20 protein-coding genes are annotated in these 20,704 nt (G+C 46.1%); 2 read left to right on the top strand and 18 right to left on the bottom strand.

What is annotated here, in order from left to right; genetic code table 11:
• Positions 1–156: 156 nt before the first annotated feature.
• Positions 157–849 (top strand): oligogalacturonate-specific porin KdgM family protein, encoded by a 693-nt coding sequence (locus tag AB6E85_RS03920; protein ID WP_017064150.1) that lies wholly within the window; start codon positions 157–159, stop codon positions 847–849.
• Positions 850–1,096: 247 nt separating this feature from the next.
• On the opposite strand, the gene AB6E85_RS03915 is transcribed toward AB6E85_RS03920, so the two are convergent.
• Together AB6E85_RS03915 and AB6E85_RS03910 are read right to left on the bottom strand one after the other, a co-directional pair.
• A complete protein-coding gene (locus AB6E85_RS03915; protein ID WP_017060536.1) occupies positions 1,097–1,537 on the bottom strand; it encodes a DUF411 domain-containing protein in 441 nt (146 codons plus the stop codon).
• Positions 1,527–4,334: a copper-translocating P-type ATPase gene (locus AB6E85_RS03910; protein WP_372141531.1), complete on the bottom strand. Its 2,808-nt coding sequence runs from the start codon at positions 4,332–4,334 to the stop codon at positions 1,527–1,529. The genes AB6E85_RS03915 and AB6E85_RS03910 overlap by 11 nt, the downstream gene beginning before the upstream one ends.
• 288 nt (positions 4,335–4,622) lie before the next feature.
• Between AB6E85_RS03910 and gltX the strand changes: the two genes are divergently transcribed.
• Positions 4,623–6,050, top strand: coding sequence for a glutamate--tRNA ligase (gltX, locus tag AB6E85_RS03905; RefSeq protein ID WP_017069020.1), 1,428 nt, complete (start codon positions 4,623–4,625; stop codon positions 6,048–6,050).
• A gap of 89 nt (positions 6,051–6,139) precedes the next feature.
• Here gltX and AB6E85_RS03900 read toward each other — a convergent pair whose 3' ends face one another.
• The 16 genes from AB6E85_RS03900 to AB6E85_RS03825 form a co-directional block, all read right to left on the bottom strand.
• Entirely contained in the window at positions 6,140–6,604 is a 465-nt protein-coding gene (locus AB6E85_RS03900; protein WP_372141530.1) for an Sbal_3080 family lipoprotein, read from the bottom strand.
• A gap of 8 nt (positions 6,605–6,612) precedes the next feature.
• Positions 6,613–7,836 (bottom strand): beta-ketoacyl-ACP synthase, encoded by a 1,224-nt coding sequence (locus AB6E85_RS03895; RefSeq protein ID WP_372141529.1) that lies wholly within the window; start codon positions 7,834–7,836, stop codon positions 6,613–6,615.
• Positions 7,833–8,558 (bottom strand): 3-ketoacyl-ACP reductase FabG2, encoded by a 726-nt coding sequence (locus AB6E85_RS03890; protein ID WP_372141527.1) that lies wholly within the window; start codon positions 8,556–8,558, stop codon positions 7,833–7,835. Before AB6E85_RS03890 ends, AB6E85_RS03895 begins: the two co-directional genes overlap by 4 nt.
• Positions 8,555–9,019, bottom strand: coding sequence for a hotdog family protein (locus AB6E85_RS03885; protein WP_050651806.1), 465 nt, complete (start codon positions 9,017–9,019; stop codon positions 8,555–8,557). The genes AB6E85_RS03890 and AB6E85_RS03885 overlap by 4 nt, the downstream gene beginning before the upstream one ends.
• Complete coding sequence (locus tag AB6E85_RS03880; RefSeq protein ID WP_372141525.1) at positions 9,012–10,211, bottom strand: beta-ketoacyl-[acyl-carrier-protein] synthase family protein; 1,200 nt, start codon at positions 10,209–10,211, stop codon at positions 9,012–9,014. The genes AB6E85_RS03885 and AB6E85_RS03880 overlap by 8 nt, the downstream gene beginning before the upstream one ends.
• A 5-nt stretch (positions 10,212–10,216) precedes the next feature.
• Positions 10,217–10,840 (bottom strand): DUF3261 domain-containing protein, encoded by a 624-nt coding sequence (locus AB6E85_RS03875; RefSeq protein ID WP_372141523.1) that lies wholly within the window; start codon positions 10,838–10,840, stop codon positions 10,217–10,219.
• Positions 10,837–13,209 (bottom strand): MMPL family transporter, encoded by a 2,373-nt coding sequence (locus AB6E85_RS03870; protein ID WP_372141522.1) that lies wholly within the window; start codon positions 13,207–13,209, stop codon positions 10,837–10,839. Before AB6E85_RS03870 ends, AB6E85_RS03875 begins: the two co-directional genes overlap by 4 nt.
• Positions 13,181–13,867, bottom strand: a complete 687-nt coding sequence (locus AB6E85_RS03865; protein WP_372141520.1) for an outer membrane lipoprotein carrier protein LolA — start codon at positions 13,865–13,867, stop codon at positions 13,181–13,183. Before AB6E85_RS03865 ends, AB6E85_RS03870 begins: the two co-directional genes overlap by 29 nt.
• Positions 13,854–14,384 (bottom strand): acyl-CoA thioesterase, encoded by a 531-nt coding sequence (locus AB6E85_RS03860; protein ID WP_372141518.1) that lies wholly within the window; start codon positions 14,382–14,384, stop codon positions 13,854–13,856. The genes AB6E85_RS03865 and AB6E85_RS03860 overlap by 14 nt, the downstream gene beginning before the upstream one ends.
• A gap of 38 nt (positions 14,385–14,422) precedes the next feature.
• Positions 14,423–15,970 (bottom strand): histidine ammonia-lyase, encoded by a 1,548-nt coding sequence (gene hutH, locus AB6E85_RS03855; protein ID WP_248401914.1) that lies wholly within the window; start codon positions 15,968–15,970, stop codon positions 14,423–14,425.
• Positions 15,948–17,753 carry a glycosyltransferase gene (locus AB6E85_RS03850; RefSeq protein WP_372141517.1) on the bottom strand — a complete coding sequence of 602 codons (1,806 nt, stop codon included), beginning with the start codon at positions 17,751–17,753 and terminating at the stop codon, positions 15,948–15,950. The genes hutH and AB6E85_RS03850 overlap by 23 nt, the downstream gene beginning before the upstream one ends.
• Positions 17,746–18,108, bottom strand: a complete 363-nt coding sequence (locus tag AB6E85_RS03845; protein WP_086774096.1) for a 3-hydroxyacyl-ACP dehydratase — start codon at positions 18,106–18,108, stop codon at positions 17,746–17,748. The genes AB6E85_RS03850 and AB6E85_RS03845 overlap by 8 nt, the downstream gene beginning before the upstream one ends.
• Positions 18,109–18,197: 89 nt before the next feature.
• Positions 18,198–19,586 carry an AMP-binding protein gene (locus tag AB6E85_RS03840; protein ID WP_372141515.1) on the bottom strand — a complete coding sequence of 463 codons (1,389 nt, stop codon included), beginning with the start codon at positions 19,584–19,586 and terminating at the stop codon, positions 18,198–18,200.
• 6 nt (positions 19,587–19,592) lie between these two features.
• Positions 19,593–20,150 carry a septation protein IspZ gene (locus AB6E85_RS03835; protein WP_086774094.1) on the bottom strand — a complete coding sequence of 186 codons (558 nt, stop codon included), beginning with the start codon at positions 20,148–20,150 and terminating at the stop codon, positions 19,593–19,595.
• Positions 20,150–20,407 (bottom strand): acyl carrier protein, encoded by a 258-nt coding sequence (locus AB6E85_RS03830; RefSeq protein ID WP_004739745.1) that lies wholly within the window; start codon positions 20,405–20,407, stop codon positions 20,150–20,152. Before AB6E85_RS03830 ends, AB6E85_RS03835 begins: the two co-directional genes overlap by 1 nt.
• A 10-nt stretch (positions 20,408–20,417) precedes the next feature.
• Entirely contained in the window at positions 20,418–20,678 is a 261-nt protein-coding gene (locus AB6E85_RS03825) for a phosphopantetheine-binding protein (RefSeq protein ID WP_004736154.1), read from the bottom strand.
• Between the last annotated feature and the right edge of the window lie 26 nt (positions 20,679–20,704).

Genomic DNA, 20,704 nt, shown 5'->3' with positions numbered 1-20,704 from the left:
GAGAGAGATCACTCTGCCCATTCTTTTATTTTTAAACGCGAATTAATTCGAGCAACATAGATTTCATGCCAGGGAGGCTACCAACTACTCAAGCGGTGAAGGTGAATGATGTACCGAAGATGTGCCGCTGAAAAAATTAAACTAAGGCAGTTTACTATGAAAAAAATTATCGCTCTAAGTGCTCTTTCTCTTGCTTTCGCTTCTAGTGCTTTTGCTGGTTCTTCTTACGTAACGGGTAACATCCAAATTCATGACGATGGCCGTATCCACGGTTCTGACATGACTTCTACGCTAGAAGCTGGTCACACGTTTGACAACTCTCTAGGCGGTTTCACGGTTTATTCTGAGTTTGATGGTATCCAACTGGGCAAACTTGAATCTGAAAATGGCGGTGCAGGTAATACTACTCCAGGCATCACTGTAGGTGGTGAGCAATCTTTCAACATCACTGACAACCTATGGGTTGCTGCGGGTTACCAACACCTATTCTCTGCAGGCGAAAGCATTCAGTTCCGTCCACTAGTTAAGATCGGTTACAACTTCGACAACGGCATCTCTATTAGTAACCGTACTCGTGCACACATCGATGATACTTCAGCTAATGCTGACACAGACTACCGCATGGATAACCGCATTGCTTACACAGTGAATGCTGATTTAGCGCTTAGCTACAACAACGTTTACATGATTGACGCTGAAGCGATGGACCACGAGTTACGTGCAACATGGACTCGTCAAGGTGTTCAACCTTACTTTGAGTTCCGTAGCCAAGCTAACGGTGTAGATTTCGCAAACGGCGATTCTAAGCAGAACAACGCATTCGTATTCGGTGCTTCTTACGGCTTCTAAGCTGATTCGCTTGGCTGCTTAGTCGCTTAGATTATTAGCCGAGTGAACTTCTTTGTTAAATAGCTTGCTAGCTAATTAGCGAAGGGAACATAGCGGAACTAACAGCCCGGTTGGTGCCGCGACAAGATTTGCTTTACTGTCCAAAAGCAAAGAGCCTAGTAAGTAAACCACAGTCTTGGGTTTACTGAATGCTAGGCTCTATTTTTATGACTTCTTTTTTATAGTTGTGTGTTGGTCTGTTTAGGTTCTATTTCCCGTTGTAGTGACGGTATTCAAACACCTGACCTTTTTCATTAAACGCATACACAGAATACTCGTCTTTCTTATCGCCATACTCCATGCCTGGCGAACCCATTGGCATACCCGGAACCGCTAAACCAATCGCATTACGTGGTGGGTTTTCTAGAAAGGCTTTAATGTCATCTGCTGGAATGTGTCCTTCAAATACGTATCCGTCGATCTCTGCAGTGTGGCAAGAGGCTAACTCCTGTGTTACCCCTAGCTTTTGCTTGATTGGGTTCATATCATCGTGGAGCTTCTCTGTAACATCGAACCCAGCATCTCGCATATGTTCAGTCCATTCTGTGCAACAGCCGCAGTATGGAGATTTGTGGTTTAGAACATCAGTAGCTAAAGCTTGTCCTGAGATTGCAGCGAGTGCAGTAAGAGTCATAATTTTACGAATCATGGTTAACCTCATGAATATGGTTTTTATTAATATTAGAATGAGTTGGTTTGAACAATCTCAGCCTGTTGGCATTGCTTACTACAGTAATTGACGACATCGCCATCGCTGCCCCTGCAACTACTGGACTAAGCAGAAATCCGAAAAATGGGTAAAGCACACCGGCCGCGATAGGAATACCAAGCGAGTTGTAGATGAAGGCTCCAAATAGGTTTTGCTTCATATTTCTCACGGTCGCTTGAGATAGCTCGATCGCGTTGCTTACTGATAATGGCGATGAGTTGAGTAGCGTCATTTGCGCACTTTCAATCGCGACATCACTGCCACTGCCCATTGCGATTCCTATATCCGCTTGAGCAAGAGCGGGTGCATCGTTAATACCGTCTCCGACCATGGCAACACTCTTATATTGCTGTTGAAGCTGAACAATATGTTGAGCTTTCTGCTCTGGAAGCACTTCTGAGATAACCTCGTCGATACCGACGTCTTTACCTATTGCTTGAGCCACAGAGTCGTTGTCACCCGTTAATAGCACAGTGTGAATTCCGGCGGATTTTAGTTGAGCTATCGCCTGTTTGCTATCTATTTTTAACGCGTCTGAAATGCCCAATATGCCTTCCAGTTTTTGGTCAATCACAATGAAAATAGGCGTCCACGCTTGCGAGCGGCAAAGCTCGATGAAATCCGCGCCAATCTCTGTATTGATACCTAATTGGGTGAGGTACTTAAGCGAGCCAACTTGCACGTTCTTGCCGTTAATTGTTGCTTGAACCCCAAGCCCGCGTTGGTTTTCAAATTCGCTGTGTGGGAGTACTAAAACTTCCAAGCTCTCTGCATATTGGCAAACGGCTTTGGCAAGTGGGTGCTCAGAACCTACTTCTACTGAATAAGCATAAGCCAGTAACTCTTGCTCCGTTAGATTAGCGTAAAAGGCCTGTTGAACGGTTGGTTTGCCTTGGGTCAATGTCCCTGTTTTGTCAAACACAACAGCATCGATCTTGCTGGCAGACTGCAATACATCCGCATCTTTAATAAGAACGCCAAACTCAGCCGCTTTACCGACGCCAACAGTAATCGAAAGCGGTGTGGCTAGGCCTAATGCACATGGACAAGCGATGATCAGCACTGTGGTTGATACTACTAACATGTAACTGGCGCTTGGTTGTGGACCTACAAAAAACCAAACTAGGGCAGCAACAGCAGCGATCGCGACCACAACCGGAACAAAAACGGCTGAGATAGAATCGGCAAGCTTGGCGATTGCTGGTTTACTGCTTTGCGCTTGGCGAACCATTTGAATGATTCTAGCCAGCATGGTGCTTGATCCAATCCCAGTCGCTTCAATAATTAAACTACCATCACCATTAATGGTGCCCGCAGAAACGCCATCATTAGTTGATTTAACGTTGGGAAGTGGTTCACCGGTCAGCATCGACTCATCGATATAAGATTCACCTGAGACTACGACACCATCAACCGGCACTTTTTCTCCGGGTTTTACTCGTATCTGCATGCCTACCTGAATGGCTTCTACTGCGATGGTTTGTTCTTTGCCATCGACAATAACTACCGCTTTTTGAGGCTGTAAATTAATCAGTGCTTGCAGCGATTTTGTAGTACGTGCTTTGGCTTTGGCTTCGATGTAATGACCCAAAGAAATTAAGCCAACGATCATTGCACTGGCTTCGAAGTAGACATGGCGCGATGGTTCTGGGAACCATGATGGAATCAGCACAACCAGCATTGAATAGAACCATGCCGCGCCAGTACCTAAAGCGACTAGCGTGTCCATGGTCGCACGTTTGTGCATCAGTGATTGCCAAGCATTCGTGAAGAAGCTACGACCTGAGGTAGCAAGCAGTATCAAACAAATGACACCAACCAAGCCCCAAGCCAGTTGATCGTTAAATGTAGCAATGGTCATGCTGCCACCGAACACGCCCCATGCCATCAGCGGAGCACCGATCACCAATGCACTTACTGAATTTCTAAGGAAGGCTTGTTGAGTACGAAGTTGTTGTTCTTGTTGTTTTTGCTGTTGAGTCGCCGCATCGTCGACAAACTCAGCGCCATAACCAGCAGCTTTCACCGATTCTATTAGAGCGTTTTCAATGATGTCTCTTGTTTGAGAGGTGAAAACCAAGGTTGTCTGCTCAGCGAGGTTGATCTGTGCTTGGTCTACAAACTCATTCTTTTTCAGCGCTTTCTCTACCGAAGAGACACAACTCGCACACGTCATACCTTCAAGAACAAGGTGATAGGTATATTGGCTAGCTGTGGTTTTATCTTCAGTATCTTCAATCTTTTTATCTGCTTGTTCGTTTTTTGAATCTGATAAAAGGTTACCTGTTTCAGAGTAGGGAGCTGCGTGATAACCCACACTCTCGATCAGCTCAATAAGCTCGGATTCTGAAAGTAGGGTCACCAACGACAATTCATCTTTGGTGACTTCCAGATTTGAGGCTTGCTCGGTTTGTTGAAGTGCTTGAGTCAGCTTGTTCACGCACTTACCACAGCTGAGCCCTGATAATGAAAAGTGCAGTGAATTACCCATTGAATAACCAAGGGTTGCTAACTGTTCATTGAGCTCAACATAACTAAAAGGCGTCGAAATATCGATGTACGTCGGCGATATGTCATTGATCGTCGTATTGTCGAGATCATCAAACAGTGTGCGAACTTTCTTCGCACACCCCATGCAATTTAGGCCGTTGAGCGCAGTTGTGTAATGGTTCATATCGAAACTCCAATTCTCATCTAGCCCTAACATAAACCTTCCCGTAAGGGTAAGGTCAAACATAAATTCAAGAATTTAATATTTGTTGGAATATTGAGTGGTGGAATGGATGAGATTTATCGCGAGCGTGGCGAGAATTTATCTTTTTAGAGCGTATGACATGGACTTGAGCTATTGGTTTTCTCCTTCTACGATAGCTTTCGTACAAGATCAGCACATTAATCATTCACTACTGATTGTAGATTTAAGCGGTGGTGATAAAATAGCGCCCAAAATTTAGTGATATTTGTCTGTTACAGGCTTTGTAATGGCGAGCACTAAAAGAATCACCTACATAATCAAGGTATTTAAATGACGGTTAAAACTCGTTTTGCTCCTAGCCCAACTGGCTATCTTCACGTTGGTGGTGCACGTACTGCACTTTACTCTTGGCTATTCGCTAAGAACCAAGGTGGTGAATTCGTTCTACGTATCGAAGACACGGACCTTGAGCGTAACTCTCAAGAAGCGGTTGATGCAATTCTAGAAGGCATGCAATGGATGGGTATGGAATGGGATGAAGGTCCTTACTACCAATCTAAGCGTTTTGACCGTTACAACGAAATGGTTGATAAGCTACTTGCTGAAGACAAAGCATTCAAATGCTACGCGTCTAAAGAACTACTTGATGAAATTCGTGCAGAGCAAGAAGAAAACAAAGAGATGGCTCGTTACGATGCTAACCACCCTAAAATTGTTGCAGCAAACGAAGCAGCAAAAGAAGGTGATGCATGCGTTATCCGTTTCCGTAACCCTAAAGAAGGCAGCGTAGTATTTGATGACCAAATCCGTGGTCGCATTGAAATCGCAAACAGCCAACTTGATGACCTGATCATTCGTCGTACAGACGGTGCACCAACATACAACTTCGTAGTGGTAGTGGATGACTGGGATATGGGTATTACACACGTTGTTCGTGGTGAAGACCACATTAACAACACACCTCGTCAAATCAACATCTATGAAGCACTAGGCGCACCAGTTCCAACTTTCGCTCACTGTGCAATGATTCTTGGTGATGACGGTGCGAAACTTTCTAAGCGTCACGGTGCTGTTTCAGTAATGCAATACCGCGACGAAGGTTACCTACCAAATGCACTAAACAACTACCTAGTTCGTTTAGGTTGGTCTCACGGTGACCAAGAGATCTTCTCTCAAGAAGAGATGATTGAATTCTTCAGCCTGAACGCTATCAGCAAGTCTGCTTCTGCATTCAACACTGATAAGCTACTTTGGTTGAACAACCACTACATCAAGACTTCTGAGCCAGAGTACGTTGCTAAATACCTGCAATGGCACCTAGACGCACAGAAGATCGATACAACAAATGGCCCAGCTATCACTGAAGTGATCAAGCTAGTTGGCGAGCGTTGTAACACGCTTATCGAACTTGCTGAGCAATCTCGTTACTTCTACGAAGATTTCTCTGAGTTTGAAGCTGGCGCAGCGAAGAAGCACCTACGTGGTGTTGCTAAAGGCCCACTAGAGCTTGCTCTTGCTAAGGTTGAAGCGCTTGAAGATTTCACTACTGCAAACATCAAAGACGGTGTGATTGCAGCAGTATGTGAAGAGCTAGAGATCGGCATGGGTAAAATCGGTATGCCACTTCGCGTAGCAGTAACAGGTGGCGGTCAGTCTCCTTCTGTTGATGCAGTGATGGAGCTTGTTGGTAAAGAGCGCGTAATCGCTCGCATCAAGATGGCTCTTGAGTTCATCGCTGAGCGCGAAGCTAACGCTTAATTGAGCGATTGCTAGAATCAAAAAAGGGTCAGTAACTTGGTTACTGACCCTTTTTATTTGTCTCGATTTTTACTATCTGAACGATTTCGTTAGAGCTTGTCGTCGGCAATCATTTGAGTTGCTTGCGCGGCTGTTTTCTTATCGAACAAGATATCCATCATCGCTTTGATGCGTTCCATATCGTCACCAAACTTAGAAAAGTTTCCGCTGTTTGGCGCTTTGAAGTCGACATTGCCAACGCGCTGTTGATCTTGATAAGCCGAGATCTTAGCGTCTGCCACAAAGGTTCTGAAATCCCAACTCCAACGAGAGACATAATCCAGCGTGATGTCCTCTGGATTATGTTCTGAACCGTCGGCAACGACTTTACATTTAACCTGATTATTCAGGCACCAGTCGAGTATGGAATCGAGGAAAACCGCACGAGTTTTCTCGTCTTCAACAATCGTAACCTGTTCGATTGTATTTGCTTCTGGTAGTGCGTTTCCTGAATACTTAGGAGCACTACAACCTGCGAGTAAAACGACAACAGCAGCAACTAGCCAGTTTTTCATTATCTATCCTAGATTTTTTTGAAGATGATTGAAGTGTTGATTCCACCAAAAGCGAAGTTGTTGCTCATCAGATATTCAACGTCCAATTCGCGACCAGAGCCTGTGATGTAATCGAGCTTGCCGCACTGTTCGTCGATATTCTCAAGATTCAATGTTGGGCTGAACCAACCGCTATGCATCATCTCTAGGCTTAACCAAGCTTCAATCGCACCACACGCGCCAAGCGTATGACCAAAGTAGCTTTTCAATGAGCTGATTGGCACTTCACCAAAAATGTTCGCGGTCGCATTACTTTCCGCAATATCGCCTTTTTCAGTCGCCGTTCCGTGTGCAGAAACATAGCCAATTTTTTCAGCCGGAAGTTGCGCATCTTTCAAAGCTTTTTCCATACAAATTTGCATGGTTTCCATCTGAGGTTGTGTCACATGAGCGGCATCGCAGTTGCTGGCAAAGCCGATGATCTCAGCGTAGATCTTTGCGCCACGAGCCACAGCATGTTCATACTCTTCAAGAACAAGCGTGCCAGCGCCTTCACCGATAACAAGGCCATCGCGCCCACTGTCGTAAGGGCTAGGAGATTTTTTTGGTGTGTCGTTTTTTAAACTGGTAGCAAAAAGGGTATCGAAAACGGCAGACTCAGTTGGGCATAGCTCTTCACCACCACCGGCAACCATCACGGTTTGGTAGCCGTGCTTAATCGCTTCATAGGCATAACCAATCGCTTGGCTTCCTGAAGTACACGCACTGCTGGTGGGAATCACGCGGCCGCGCAGACCGAAGAACAGACCCACATTGACCGCAGCGGTGTGTGGCATCATTTGAACATAGGTGGTTGCTGTGATTGCTCGTGTCGATTTCTCGTTAAGCATCACGCCAAACGCACCAACGGCATCGGTACTGCCGGTTGAAGAGCCGTAAGCGATACCGGTTTCACCATTGGTTAAAATATCGTGGCCGATCAGCCCTGCTTGCTCTAATGCGTTTTCTGTCGCAACGGTGGCTAGGCGGGATACTCGTCCCATGCCACGCACTTGTTTACGCTTATAGTGTTTTGGCAGTTGGAAGTCATCAATAGGCGCAGCAAGCTTAGTGTTGAGACCATCGTACTGCTCAAAGCTTGGCATATATTGAGTCGCATTTTCACAGGCTTTTAGTTTCGGCTCGATCTGCTGCCAGTCATTACCAAAGGCAGTAATACCAGACATGCCAGTTACAACAACGCGGCGCGTCATACTAAGCCTCCATTAACTGAAATCACTTGGCGAGTCACATAGCCTGCAATATCAGACATTAGGTAACTGACTAGGCCTGCCACTTCTTCTGGCTCACCCATGCGGCGCAGTGGCACTTGAGGAAGCGCATGCTCTTTTACATGCTCGTCAACCATGCCGGTATCGATTAAGCCAGGAGCGACACAGTTTACCGTGATCTTGCGTTTTGCGAGTTCTAGAGCCAGAGACTTAGTCGCGCCAATCACGCCGGCTTTAGCTGCTGCGTAGTTGGTTTGACCGCGGTTGCCCATGATGCCCGATACCGACGCCAGAGTGACGATACGACCGCCTTTGCGTTTCTGAACCATAGGCATCACACACGGGTGGAGCACATTGTAGAAGCTGTCGAGGTTGGTATGAATCACGCCATCCCACTCTTCTTCTGTCATCGCAGGGAATGCGGTGTCACGAGTAATGCCCGCGTTGTTCACCACACCGTAGTAAGCGCCATGTTCTGCAATATCAGACTCTAGCTTTTCACGACACTCGCTGCGGTTGCTGATATCAAATTGGATAAGACGTCCAGCACCACCCAGTTCGGTGATCGACTGCAGCGTCTCTTCAGCACCTTGCTTGTCACCCATGTAATGAACGGCGATTTCAAATCCGTCTTTCGCGAGTTGAATAGCGATCGCTTTACCAATGCCTTTGCTGGCACCAGTGACTAAAACCTGACGGCTCATGATGGGCTCCTAGTTTTCATTTCTTGTAATTTTTGTTCGGTCGGCACGTAGACATTGAGTTGGCATTGAGCCACTAACTCACCTTGGTCTTCGACTCTTGCGGTAAACACGGCCATGCCGCTGTCTTCCATCAGTTGCTCGGCATAGATATCAAGGGTCTGACCTTGAGTAAATTCATCACACAGTGACTTGTAACGGCGAGAACCGAGTAAGAAACCGATCGGGGGAGTGGTGCCGTTTTTCAGTGCGTGGTATCCAGACCAAGCAGCAACAGACTGCGCCATAAACTCGATACCTACATAAGCGGGTACCGTTTGAGATTGGGCGTCAAAGAACAGATTATGGTCACCAATATCGACCTGGCAGTGGATCGACAACGCCTCTACGTTGATAGCACGATCGATTAATATCATCGGATCATCGTGAGGGAGGAGTTGGTCTACAGAAGGGATATCAGTCATTTACTACACCAAAAATCAGGCTAATGTTGTTACCACCAAAAGCAAACGAGTTGCTTAAGATGTTCTTTACTTTAAGTTTCTGGGTACAGTTTACCAAATCAATCTCAATATCTTCAGCTTTATCCTGACATTTTTGTAAGGGAAGCGGTAAGTCATATTTTAAAATATGCCATGCAATTGCCGCCTCAATCGCACTTGCAGCTCCTAGAGTATGCCCGGTAAGCGGCTTGGTTGAGCTAACGGGAACCTTGTTTGCAAAAATACGATGGATGGCTTTGCTTTCCATTGAATCATTGAGTGGTGTTGCAGTACCGTGAGCATTGATGTAACCGATGTCCTCTGCTTGTAACTGTCCAGAATCTAAAGCTTTTCTCATCGCTTGCTCGGCGCCATTTCCTTCAGGGTGGGGCGCTGAAATATGGTGTGCATCAGAGCTATCACCACAGCCTAATAAGGCAATGTTTGACGTGTCTTGTGCTGCATTAACACCGGCTAGTTTTGTTCTGCTGAGCAACATAAATGCCGCCGCTTCGCCGATATTGATACCATCACGAGAGGCGCTAAACGGCTTACAATGTGTCGTTGATAGTGCTTCTAGGCCATGAAAACCGTTGAGTGTCAGTTTACATAAGGTGTCTACACCACCGACTAACACAGCATCAGCCATGCCTGAATCTAGCAAACGTTGCGCAGTGAGAAACACACGACCACTGGATGAGCAAGCCGTCGAGATCGCGTAGCTTGGCCCGGTTAATGAGCAATATTGACTAACAAACTCAGAGGTGTTCCCTAGCTCTTGTTTTGAGTAGTGATAATGCTCGGGAAAAGAACCTTGATCGAGTTTGTGTTTAAAAGCCGCTTCACCGTCCGAAATTCCCGAAGTACTGGTGCCGATAACCACTGCAATTCTATCTGCGCCAAACTGAGATTTGGCTTGCTCGATAGAGTCTTCAATTTGATTTAGAGCCGACAGCGCCAGTTGATTGTTGCGAGTGGTGTATTGCGTAAGATCTGAAGGAATCGGTGGCAGTTCACCCGCGATTTGACCAACGACAGTATGTTTACCATCGTTCAGCATATCGTTCACTTCGACCATATTTGATTCACGCTCGTCTTTCAGGCAGCCATGAATGTCCGCAATCTCTGAACCTAGCGCTGAGTGGAAACCACAGTCTTGGATGTAAATAGGCATAGTGTTCAACTCTTACTTGGGGTGTCGACAATCGTTGAGTTCAACGTTTGTATGGTGATGGTGTAGCCTTGGATTAGATGCTTGAAAACAATCTCTCCAGATGTCTTTGGTTCGCCGACTTTTGCTTGGTATTCAATACTAATGATGGCTTGTTGGTTGTCGTCAAAAATGGTTCTTGTTTTGTCGGTATCGACCAGATGCCAACCTATGCTTTGTAAAGGTTGCGCCCATGCGTCTGCTGGCCATAAGGTCAGCATTAAATTAAAAAGCACCTGTTCGGGTTGCGGTAAAGTTGCGCCAAGGCCGGATAGAACTTGTGTGTCGATCACTTGATTCTGGTATTGCAGCGATAGAATACGCGTACCCCAAGAGGAGAAACCCGCCAAAACCACTTTATCCGCTGTGACTTCAACTTGAACAGGAAGCTGCTGTGTGTCGGTTTCCCACGTAGCGCTGATGAGCTGACTGGCCGTGAGGGAGTACCCTAGTTCAGCTGGCAATGGCAGTGCGAGCTCGGTGTCATTGTCGATAGACACACTGGCCCCACTCGGCTGCTGAGAAACCATCGAGCAGGCAGTGAGTAGAATACCCACTAGTGTGGCGAAGGTTACCTTTAACGTCTTATTCATCTAAAAGCCTCTCGAGAGGTTGGTCGTTCTACGCTTTTACTACTGTTGATCGCGAGCGGAGAAAGTAGCCACGCGACAAAGATGCCTGTCAGAACCGTTACCCCAAAGCTATGAATGGCATGAGTCTGACTCAACGATAATAAGCCAAATGACAGTAGCGTCGTGAGGCCAGACAAGGTAATCGCTAATAAGGTGCTTAGTGATTTCTTCTGCTCAGCAAAGAACAAGGTGTAGTCGATGCCAATCCCTAAAATCAGAATCAAGCCCAGCAGATTAAACAGGTTCAACGTGGAACCTAAAATACCCGTAACCGCTAATCCCGCCACGCCTGCAATCAATGAAGGCAACAGCATTAATAGGCTTTGCTTCACACCGTAACGCCAACCTAACACCATCCCAATAGCGGCCAAAGCTATCAATAATAGCTCTGTGATTTTGACTCTGTATTCCGCAAAAAGAGCTGATATTTCATCGGCTTTATTCAAGTATTTAACACCTTGTTGCTGAGCAAAGCTTGAATCTAGCCATTGAGAGAACAGTTCTGAGTTTGTGACGTCTTTGATCAAAATGACTGACGCCGCTTGTCCGTCGATCGGCTTTAACCAGAGTGGTCGAACAGGTTCTGACACCGGCGACTCCAAAAACCCAAATACCGTGATTGCTTCGAATTTAGGTAATTCTGGGAAACTAGACCAACCTAGCGTGCTTTGTAATATATGGCTTTGTTGGCCATAGAGTAGTTCAACTAGCTGATAGTTATCATGTTGCTCTTGTTCGCTTAGCAACTGTTGATTTATGCTGCGATACCCTGAGATACCTTGGCTATCGACTAGAGAATCTAAGCTTGTGGTGATTTCTGCCAGTTTATTGAGTAGCTTTTGATCGCTGTTGGCAGTCACCAACAGCATATTTTGCCCACTGCCGAATCCTGAGATTTCAGTAATGGCTTGCTCTTGCTGTTTGAGTTGCTCTGGCATCGCCTGAAGTTGGCGAATATCGTCGTCGTAACGAATTTGACTGAGTAATATCAGGCTCAAGACAATCACAGTTAGCGGTAAGCCAATTCTAAATTTTTGGTTGCTCCAGAGGCTTAACCAAGTCTGCCAAAGTTTCGACAGGGGAAGAGGGCGTTCTTGGCTTGGTTTTGCCGCTAAAACCGGATACCAACACACCACACTGGCGTAAGCCGCGATCAGTCCAATCGACGAAAACAGAGCAAGTTGCTGCAATCCCGGGAAAGGCGCGACCAACAACCCTAAGTAGCCAATCAAGCTGGTGATCAGACCCAAGGTGATCGCAATGATAATGTGCTTCAAGCCTTTGTCACTTTGCCATTTACTTCCAGCTGCCAAGCGGTCAGTCAGGTAGTGAAAGGAGTAATCGATCGACACGCCAATCAAGCTGGCACCAAACACCAAACTAAACAGGTGAACCTTGCCGAAGATAGCGACGGTGCTTGCCAGCGCAACCAATAATCCAGTACTGATTGAGAGCAAAGATAAGGCAAGTGGTAGGGCACTACGAAACGTCAGCCACACTAATAAAATAACACCGGCCAATGAGCCCAAGCCAATGGTACTGATTTCTGATTTCGCACTTTCGGTACCGTAATTGGCGTAGAACACCACACCAGTATGCTGCACTTTGACGCCAAACTGCTTTTTGACTTCGCGCTCAATTGAATCAAGATCGGGAAGTTGTTCTTGAATCGCCAAGCTATAAGGCGAGCCAGCCAGTGTAGCGGTCACCAAAATATGAGTTTGGTCATTAGATTGAGCGGTGAGGTAGCCCTCTTTCAGAACAAAGTTACTTGATTGAACGCCAACGGCACTGATGTAGTCGCGAAATAGTAGAAATGGGTCCATCGACAGTTCGGCTGCAGTGACGCCTGAGAACGGATTGTACAGAGACTGAATCACATATTGAGCTCGTGAATCAGGCGAGTGGGTCAGCGTCTCTTTTTGTTGTTGAGTCAGCAGTTGAGCTCGGTGACGAAAGTAGAAATCGCTCCATTGGCTTTGGGTGCTGGCGCTGATTTTGCCTTGAACTTGCTGAAACAGAGTTGGCTGACTTGAAAAGGCTCTTTGGTTGAGAGCTTTTTCAAAAGCGTCGGTCGCAACCATGGCTTGTTCGATGTCGGGGGCGCTGATGATAAACACCACTTGCTCGCTCATCGAGCTGGATATCTGCTGAAAGGCTTGCTCTACCATTGGGTCTTGCTGGTTTTCTGGCAGTAACTTTAGGATGTTGCTTTCAATCGGTACCGACGAAGAAAAAGCGAATTGTTTTATCAACAATCCGCTAAATAGCATGACGACAACAAGCCAAACAAGGGCCAGACTAGAGTTGGAATTGTTGTGCTTCAGCATCTGATAATACTTCCGGTAGATGGCTTAACTGACTAAATTCGATCACCGTGCTGTCTCCACGAATCTCTCTCAGTTCAATGCGTTCAATATCATTTTGACCTTGCAGAGTAATGGCTTCAAACACCGCGTTCATCGGCGCACTTTTTGGCTTTAGAGTGAGCGTCCATGACTTATTCTCTGTATTTTCATCAGAGCTTGTGACAGTTGCTGGCTCAAAATCGAGTGCGAACTGTTCCTGAAGTTTTTGTGTATCCCCATGAAACACCGATAAGAAGATATGGCTGAAATAAAACGCCATTGGGTTTTCTTTATCGGTAATGATTTTAGCGGGTTGATCGGCAAACCTTTGGCTCAGTTTGTTATCGGTTAGCACCAAGCTAACAGGAAAGGGGGTAGTTTGTGTCCAAAGCAAACCATTCGACTTGTCTAACAGGAAAGTACCTTGTGACGTCAAAGGCTGGGCGAACATTTCCATGTTGCGCGTTTGAGTAAACTCACCACGCACTATGTTGTTTGCGCTTAATACGGTTTGCAGATCTGAAATAGAACCAACCGTAGCTGTACTTTCATTAGCAATAACAAAACTACTCGCCATCATTGAGGCAAGCCCTAGTAGTGCGATGCTGATGTGTTTGCGACTGCGTTTAAACAGACTCATGTTTCACCTGCTGCTGTGTGTTAGATACTTGAGGTTGGCCTGATTGTTGGTCGCTTGGTTGCTGCTCAGTTGATTGGGGTAAGCAGCCAAACTGGTGCCAGTGCTCGACTTTATCGGTAAACACTTTCGGTGAAGCGAAGCACATCTCTTGTTCTTCAATGGTCACCGCAACCTGCATTGTGTGGGCGCGTGTCATGCGAGCACCTGTGTTGGCATCGTGAATTTCGTAGTCAACACGCAGGCGGTTTTCCCATTCAGTCAACTTAGCCGTTACCTTAATCTGATGATTGAACGGTATCGCCTTGATGTATTTCACGCGCGTGTCGATGATTGGCCACATGTAGCCTGAATCTTTCATCTCATGGTAGTTGTACTCAATCTTATCCATCATGATGCGCCTAACTTCTTCAAAAAATCGGAAGTAGTTGCCGTGATAGATCACGCCCATCGGATCGGCATCTTGGAATGAGGTGATAAGTGTCACCTCAGATTGTAATGGATGAAAAATTTCAGACATAAATCGCTCTCAACAATATTGCGTAAAGGGTGGCTACTTTATGAGTAAAGTGACCAGTGCTGACTTTGAATACGAGCAATGAAGTGACGTAGATCGCCTTCAAGTGGTCGATCTTCAACGATAAATTCAAACTCTTTAAGCACTTCGTCGCGAATATGCTTTAGGTTCTCACTCATGTGGTGCTCATCAAGCTCATTGTGGCGTTTACGAAGCTCAAGCGCTTGTGTACCAGCAAGTAGTGACGCAGCCGCAACTTGTTCTGTCAGTTCAAGAACACGTAAGCAGTCGCGAGCCGCAATGGTGCCCATGCTGACTTTGTCTTGGTTGTGACACTCTGTTGAACGAGAGAACACGCTTGCTGGCATAGTGTGTTTCAATGCCTCTGCTGTCCAAGCTGAAACGCCAATCTGTACTGCTTTAAAGCCGTGGTTAATCGGTTTACGTTCGCCTTCAGCGCCCGTTAGGTTAAATGGTAAGCCGTTGTTGAACTTGTAATCCATCAACTGCGCCATTTGGCGATCAAGCAGGTCTGCAAGGTTGGCTACCGCTGTTTTTAGTGTATCCATTGCCATTGCGATATGGCCACCGTAGAAGTGTCCACCGTGTAGTACGCGCTCATTGTCGCCATCGATAATTGGGTTATCGTTAGCACTGTTTAGCTCGTTCTCAATCATTTGGCGTAGCCAAGGTAGTGAGTCTTGAACCACACCAATCACATGTGGAGCACAACGCAGAGAGTAGCGATCTTGTAGGCGATCACTGTTGCGTGGCGGGCGATCCGCTTGTAAGTCATCACGTAGCCATGCAGCAACTTGCTGTTGACCCGGATGAGGCTTCACTGCAAACAGCGCTTCATCGAAGTGAAAATCATTGCCGTGCATACCCACAGATACCATTGCGGTGATCTTAGTTGATAGCTGAGCTAGGTATTCCGCACGCTTGTAGGCGATACAAGCCAAAGCCGTCATTACTGACGTGCCATTCATCAATGCCAAGCCTTCTTTTGGCTTAAGCTTGATAGGGCTAATGCCTAATTCTTTGTAGACGTCACTGGTTGGGCGAACTTCGCCTTTATAAATAACATCGCGCTCGCCGATTAGGGCTGCAGCCAAGTAAGAGAGAGGCGTTAAGTCGCCACTGGCACCGACAGAGCCTTCTTGCGGAATACGCGGTGATATGTCTTGGTTAATCAGAGTAACGATTTGGTTGAGCAAATCATGAGTAACACCAGAAACACCTTGTGACAGCGAGCACAGACGTGTTGCAAGGACTGCGCGAGCTTGTTCGTGAGACAGTATTTCACCTAAGCCACAACCGTGGAAGCGTGTTAGATGCAGTGGTAATTCATCAACAAGGTTTGATGGAATCGCAACGGTACATGAATCACCGTAGCCCGTTGTTACACCATAAATTACGCCTTCTTCTTTTAGTAGGCGTTCTAAGAAAGCGACACCACGGTCGATCTTAGATGTGAATGCTTCACTTGAGTTCATCGAGGCTTTTGCGCCTTGTGAGATAGCGACAACATCCTCAATCGTGAGGCGTTCGGCACCAAAGGTGATGCTATTTGGATTCTTTTTCGTCATGGTGCTTGCTCAATGTCCAAAAATTAAAAAAGTTGTACCACTGAAGCGGTGCTTTCAGTGTGTAGTGCTGAAGTCGGTCTGCGTATTTCTGCACGACTTGCTGTAAAGATTGTTCGCGAGTCTTTCTTGGTAGTTCTATCTTGTCGCTAAAATGCTCGAAATAGACATTAAAATGCGGCTTGGATTGTGAATCGTCACGTAACCCAAATAATAGAAATACTGGCGCTTTGAGAACCGAAGCTAACATAAATGGCCCTTGAGGGAAGGGCGCTTCCTTACCCAAGAACTCAGCCCATACCGAGCGACTCTCTTTGCTGGTGGAGGTTCTATCGCCAACAATCACAATCCACTCGCCTTGCTCCAACTTCTGTTGCAACAAGATAGCGGTATCAGGTCCCATTGATGTCACCTGAATCAAATTTAAATCTGACTGCGGGTTAACCGCTTTCATTACGGAATTAAAACGTTCAGCGTGTTCTGTAAAAACCAGCGCGTTGATTTTGATGTTCGAGTGTCTGCGGCCCAAAGCTCGGCACAGCTCAATATTACCAAGGTGAGATCCAAGGATTAGCACGCCTTGCTTATTTGCTACCATGCTCTCGAATTGGTCTTGGCCATGAATAGTCAGGTTATCTGCTGAGAAATCACCTTTCCATGCCGCCAGTTTATCTAACATCGTATGGCCAAACGAAAGCAGATGGTTATAGCTGGTTAGCTCCGTAGGTAACTCAATGTTTTGTTGCTCTGCGTAAGCCTTTAGTTGAAACAGGTACTGTTCTGAGGCGTTTCGTGCGCGTTTGCCCGTTAGGTGGTAGTAACGCATCACACCACGCAAAATTAGGTTGAATACACCGCGACCTAACAGGGTGTAAATGGCTAGTAACAGCTTGATGCCAAGTACGGTGCCGCGTTCTTGAGTACGGGACCAATGGGGCTGTTCTGAATCGTTGTTGTTTGATCCAGCCCGGGAATCTTGGTTTTGACCATCTTCAGCAGACGTTGATTTGAAATGGCGAGCAATCAGCTTTGGTGCTCTTGGCAACATGCCAAAGAACAATCGCGTGTGCATCCAGCTGATTTTTACGTTGTCCCACAGCGCATCGAAATGAGAGATGCCGTTTTCAGGGTAGATAACGCGAGTTTCAACGAAGTCGATGTCGCAGCCTTCCCAATACAGTCGAACCAGAATCTCGATATCGAAGTCCATTCTCGAACCAACATCGTACTTATTCAACACTGTTTGAGTTTGGTTGATCGGATACGCTCTAAAGCCACACATGCTGTCTTTAATTGATAGAGATAGGGTTTCTATCCATACCCAAATGTGTGTCGCGTAGCGCCCGTAGAGCCTTGCCTTGGGCACGCTCTCGTCATAAACAGGCTGACCTGATATCAAGCGCTGAGGTTTATTTTGCGAAGCTTGGATTAATGCGGGTAGTGCTTCAAGGTCGTGTTGGCCATCAGCATCAATCTGGATGGCATGACTAAAGCCGAGCTCTTGTGCTCGCTTGATACCAGCCTTTACTGCGCCACCTTTGCCTTGGTTCTGTTCAAGCGTCACCAAAGTCACGCTTGGACTATCGGCAAGGGGAGTCAGAAACTGTTTGGTCTCGAGTTCACTGCCATCATCAACAATAATGATCGGAAGTTCGAAATTAAGAAGTGATGAGACCACCGCGGGCATGGTTGCGCCATGGTTAAAGCACGGAATCAGGAAGCAGGCGTTGTAGCTGCTTTCTTTGGTTTGGTGTTGAGAATTAGCCTCGACTGGAGTGCTATTCACTTTTCTCTCCCAGCTTCATTTTGCCTGAAGAGTGAGTTTGTTCGCCGTTGTTCGAGGTGTAGCTGAAGTTTAACTTATCTTTGTCGGCGTCCCACTTGAGTGATAGCTGAATGGTCGAGTCGGGCAGGATAGGCTCTTGGAATTTGATGACCTCCATGCCTTTAAAGCAACCAGGGACATTAAGCTCTTGGACTGCATAGTAAAGCGCCCAATCAATCTGTGTAACACCCGGAAGAATAGGGAAGCTCTTGAAGTGCCCCTTAAAATCGGTGATGTCTCCGGTAACATGGAGTGTCAGGGTCGATTCATTCTCTGCAGTGTCAACAGCAATGATGTTTGGCTTTCTCTTATCCATAGCGTGTGCTTAGAATCCTTGGGCTGAAAATGGGTGTTCTGACAAAAATATAAAAAGATAAACTCAGTGTAAAACACGATAAGCGATTTCTATGATTTTACGAGTTGCTCGATTTGAGAAGTTAATCGCTTACCTTGGCTGTTGAGAGGAATCTCATCAACCACACGATACTTTCTCGGGATGGCGATTGGCTCTAACCATTTTCTGAGTTCTGAACGCAGCATCAACCAGAACTTGCCTCTGCTCATGCTAGCGAGTGTCGCTTGGCCTTCGTCTGATAATACCAAAACCGACGCCAAGATTAAGCGTTCAGGCTCTTCAAATGGAATCACCACGCATTCACTTATCCAAGGCAGTTGCTCTAGTCGTTTTTCGACTTCAACCAGTGATACTCGTTTTTCTTCTATCTTGATCACTCGATCGGTTCGGCCTTTCAATATGAATTGATTATCCGAGACCATTTCGCACTCATCGGCGGTTTGATACCAGTTGTTTTTGTCGATGTACGGCGACAATAACTTAATGCAATTCTCACTGTTGAGACTAGCCTCAATACAGTCAAAAAGTTGCCAAGGTGTTTGAGCGCTCTCTTGCTGACGAAATGCGATGCCACCGGTTTCTGTGCTGCCAAAGACTTCGATAGGTAAATGACCAAGCAGGCTACGTGATTGGTGAGCAGACTCAGTTGGTAATGGGCCACCAGAAGAGAACACACCAGCAAGCTGAGCAGATTTTGTTTCGTGCTTTAATCGTTTGAGCAGAGCTGGGCTACTTATCAGCACACAGTTTTTATTGGCGTGAGACAAGATCTGTTCAGGGTACTCAAGGTTGTTTCGAGCAAATGGAACACCAGAACAGAGCGGCCATAAGATTCGAAACAACAGACCATAGATATGTTGGTGCGAGACCGTGCTGTGAACTTGTTTTCCCTTCAGCATACCTCCCCAGTTCTTATTTAACTGAGCCGTCTCAATGTCTAGGTGTTCTAATGTTTTATTGATTGCCTTGGGTGTGCCGCTTGAACCTGAAGTAAACAGGGTCAATTGGATGGCTGCCAAATCAATGGTCGCAAGATTATCGATTAGAGGTTGTTTTGACGTGGTGTTTGAGTTCAATAAGTTTTGGATATTGCGAACGTCACTAACCTCAACTTCACCAATCGAGTCATCAACTAACAGGCAATCAAAATGTTCTCTCAATTCGGCAAGCGCACAGGGCTGGTAGTTGCCCGGCAAGATGATGTGTTTGTGGCTGACAGCACATGCCAAAAAGGCCACTGAAAATAGGTAGCTGTCTTGGGTACAAATCGCAACTCGTTGAAAAGGGGATGAAGATAAAAGGTGCACGAGTTGAGATAAGTCGGCGCTAAATGTTTGCCACGTAATCTCGCTATTGTCGTCAAAGCAGACAATCGATTCAGGGGATCTTGTTTGACTGAGAAGCTCAGATAACGAGATGTAAGATACGGTTTGTGTCATAACAATTTAACTCTGACGAATGCGCTGTCTTACTATCCACTCTCCTGCAAAGAGTAACCCTGCGAATAAATAGCTGAGTAAGCCATTGTATAGGGTCCATATCTCAAGAGGTTGGAAGCAGGTGTAAAGGGCAATAGAGCCATTGATAACAAAGAACAAGCACCAAACTTTGGTGACTTTTCGTGTGTAATCAACGCCACTTTGCGGAAGTTCAGGCTCTTGGAGTCGAGCAAGACGCTCGATAATCGTTTGCGGTTGCCAAAGGCTTGAAGCGAACACAACCAACATACAAACGTTAACGATGACGGGGTAATAGGTTAACCAGCCATGCTGCTTGAAGGTTAATCCTAATGCCAGCAGAACAATACCGGCACTACCACTGATCCAAGCTAGGTGTTTTAGCTCTTTGATTTTAGCCTGACCGCCAGTAAAAATACGGACAGCAAAGATAACGGCCAAGACGATACCAACGGTTTGTAGGCCAAACTTGTTGAGTCCAAAGTAAACCGCTATTGGATAAGTGAAAAGTATGATTGCCGACAGTAAAGTCAGCAGAGGACGCATTATGCGTCCTTCAATAGTTCAACCACAGACTCTACAACGTCATTAACGGTGCGTACTGCTTTGAACTCTTCAGGTTTGATCTTCTTACCTGTTACGTTCTGTAGGTGAACGACCAAATCAACCGCATCAATGCTGTCTAGGTCTAGATCAAGATAAAGGTGTGCTTCAGGCGTGATATCTTCAGCATCAAGCTCGAACAGCTCAATCAGCGCATCTTTAACCTGGTTGTATACTTCTTGTTGGTTAGCTTGTGTCATAAAGATCTGTCTAGTTGTTCGTTTGAGATGAGATGTAGTTTGCTAGGTTTTCAACGGATGCAAAGTGCTGGCGAGTGTTTGAATCGTCGGCATCGATAACAATGTTGTACTTTTTCTTGATAGCAAGACCAAGCTCTAGCGCGTCAATAGAGTCTAATCCAAGTCCATCACCAAATAGTGGAGCTTCCGTTTCAATCTCATCAATGCTCATGTCTTCAAGATTCAATGCGTCGATGATCAGTTGTTTCAGTTCGTTGTGTAATGTTTCCACTTTGGCCTACTTAATGCTTTATCTGA

This window comes from Vibrio sp. 10N.247.311.51, assembly GCF_041467855.1.
GTDB classification, from domain to species: Bacteria; Pseudomonadota; Gammaproteobacteria; order Enterobacterales; family Vibrionaceae; genus Vibrio; species Vibrio coralliirubri.
Note: the sequence above shows the minus strand (reverse complement) of the source record. Positions and strands in the feature narration are given on the sequence as shown.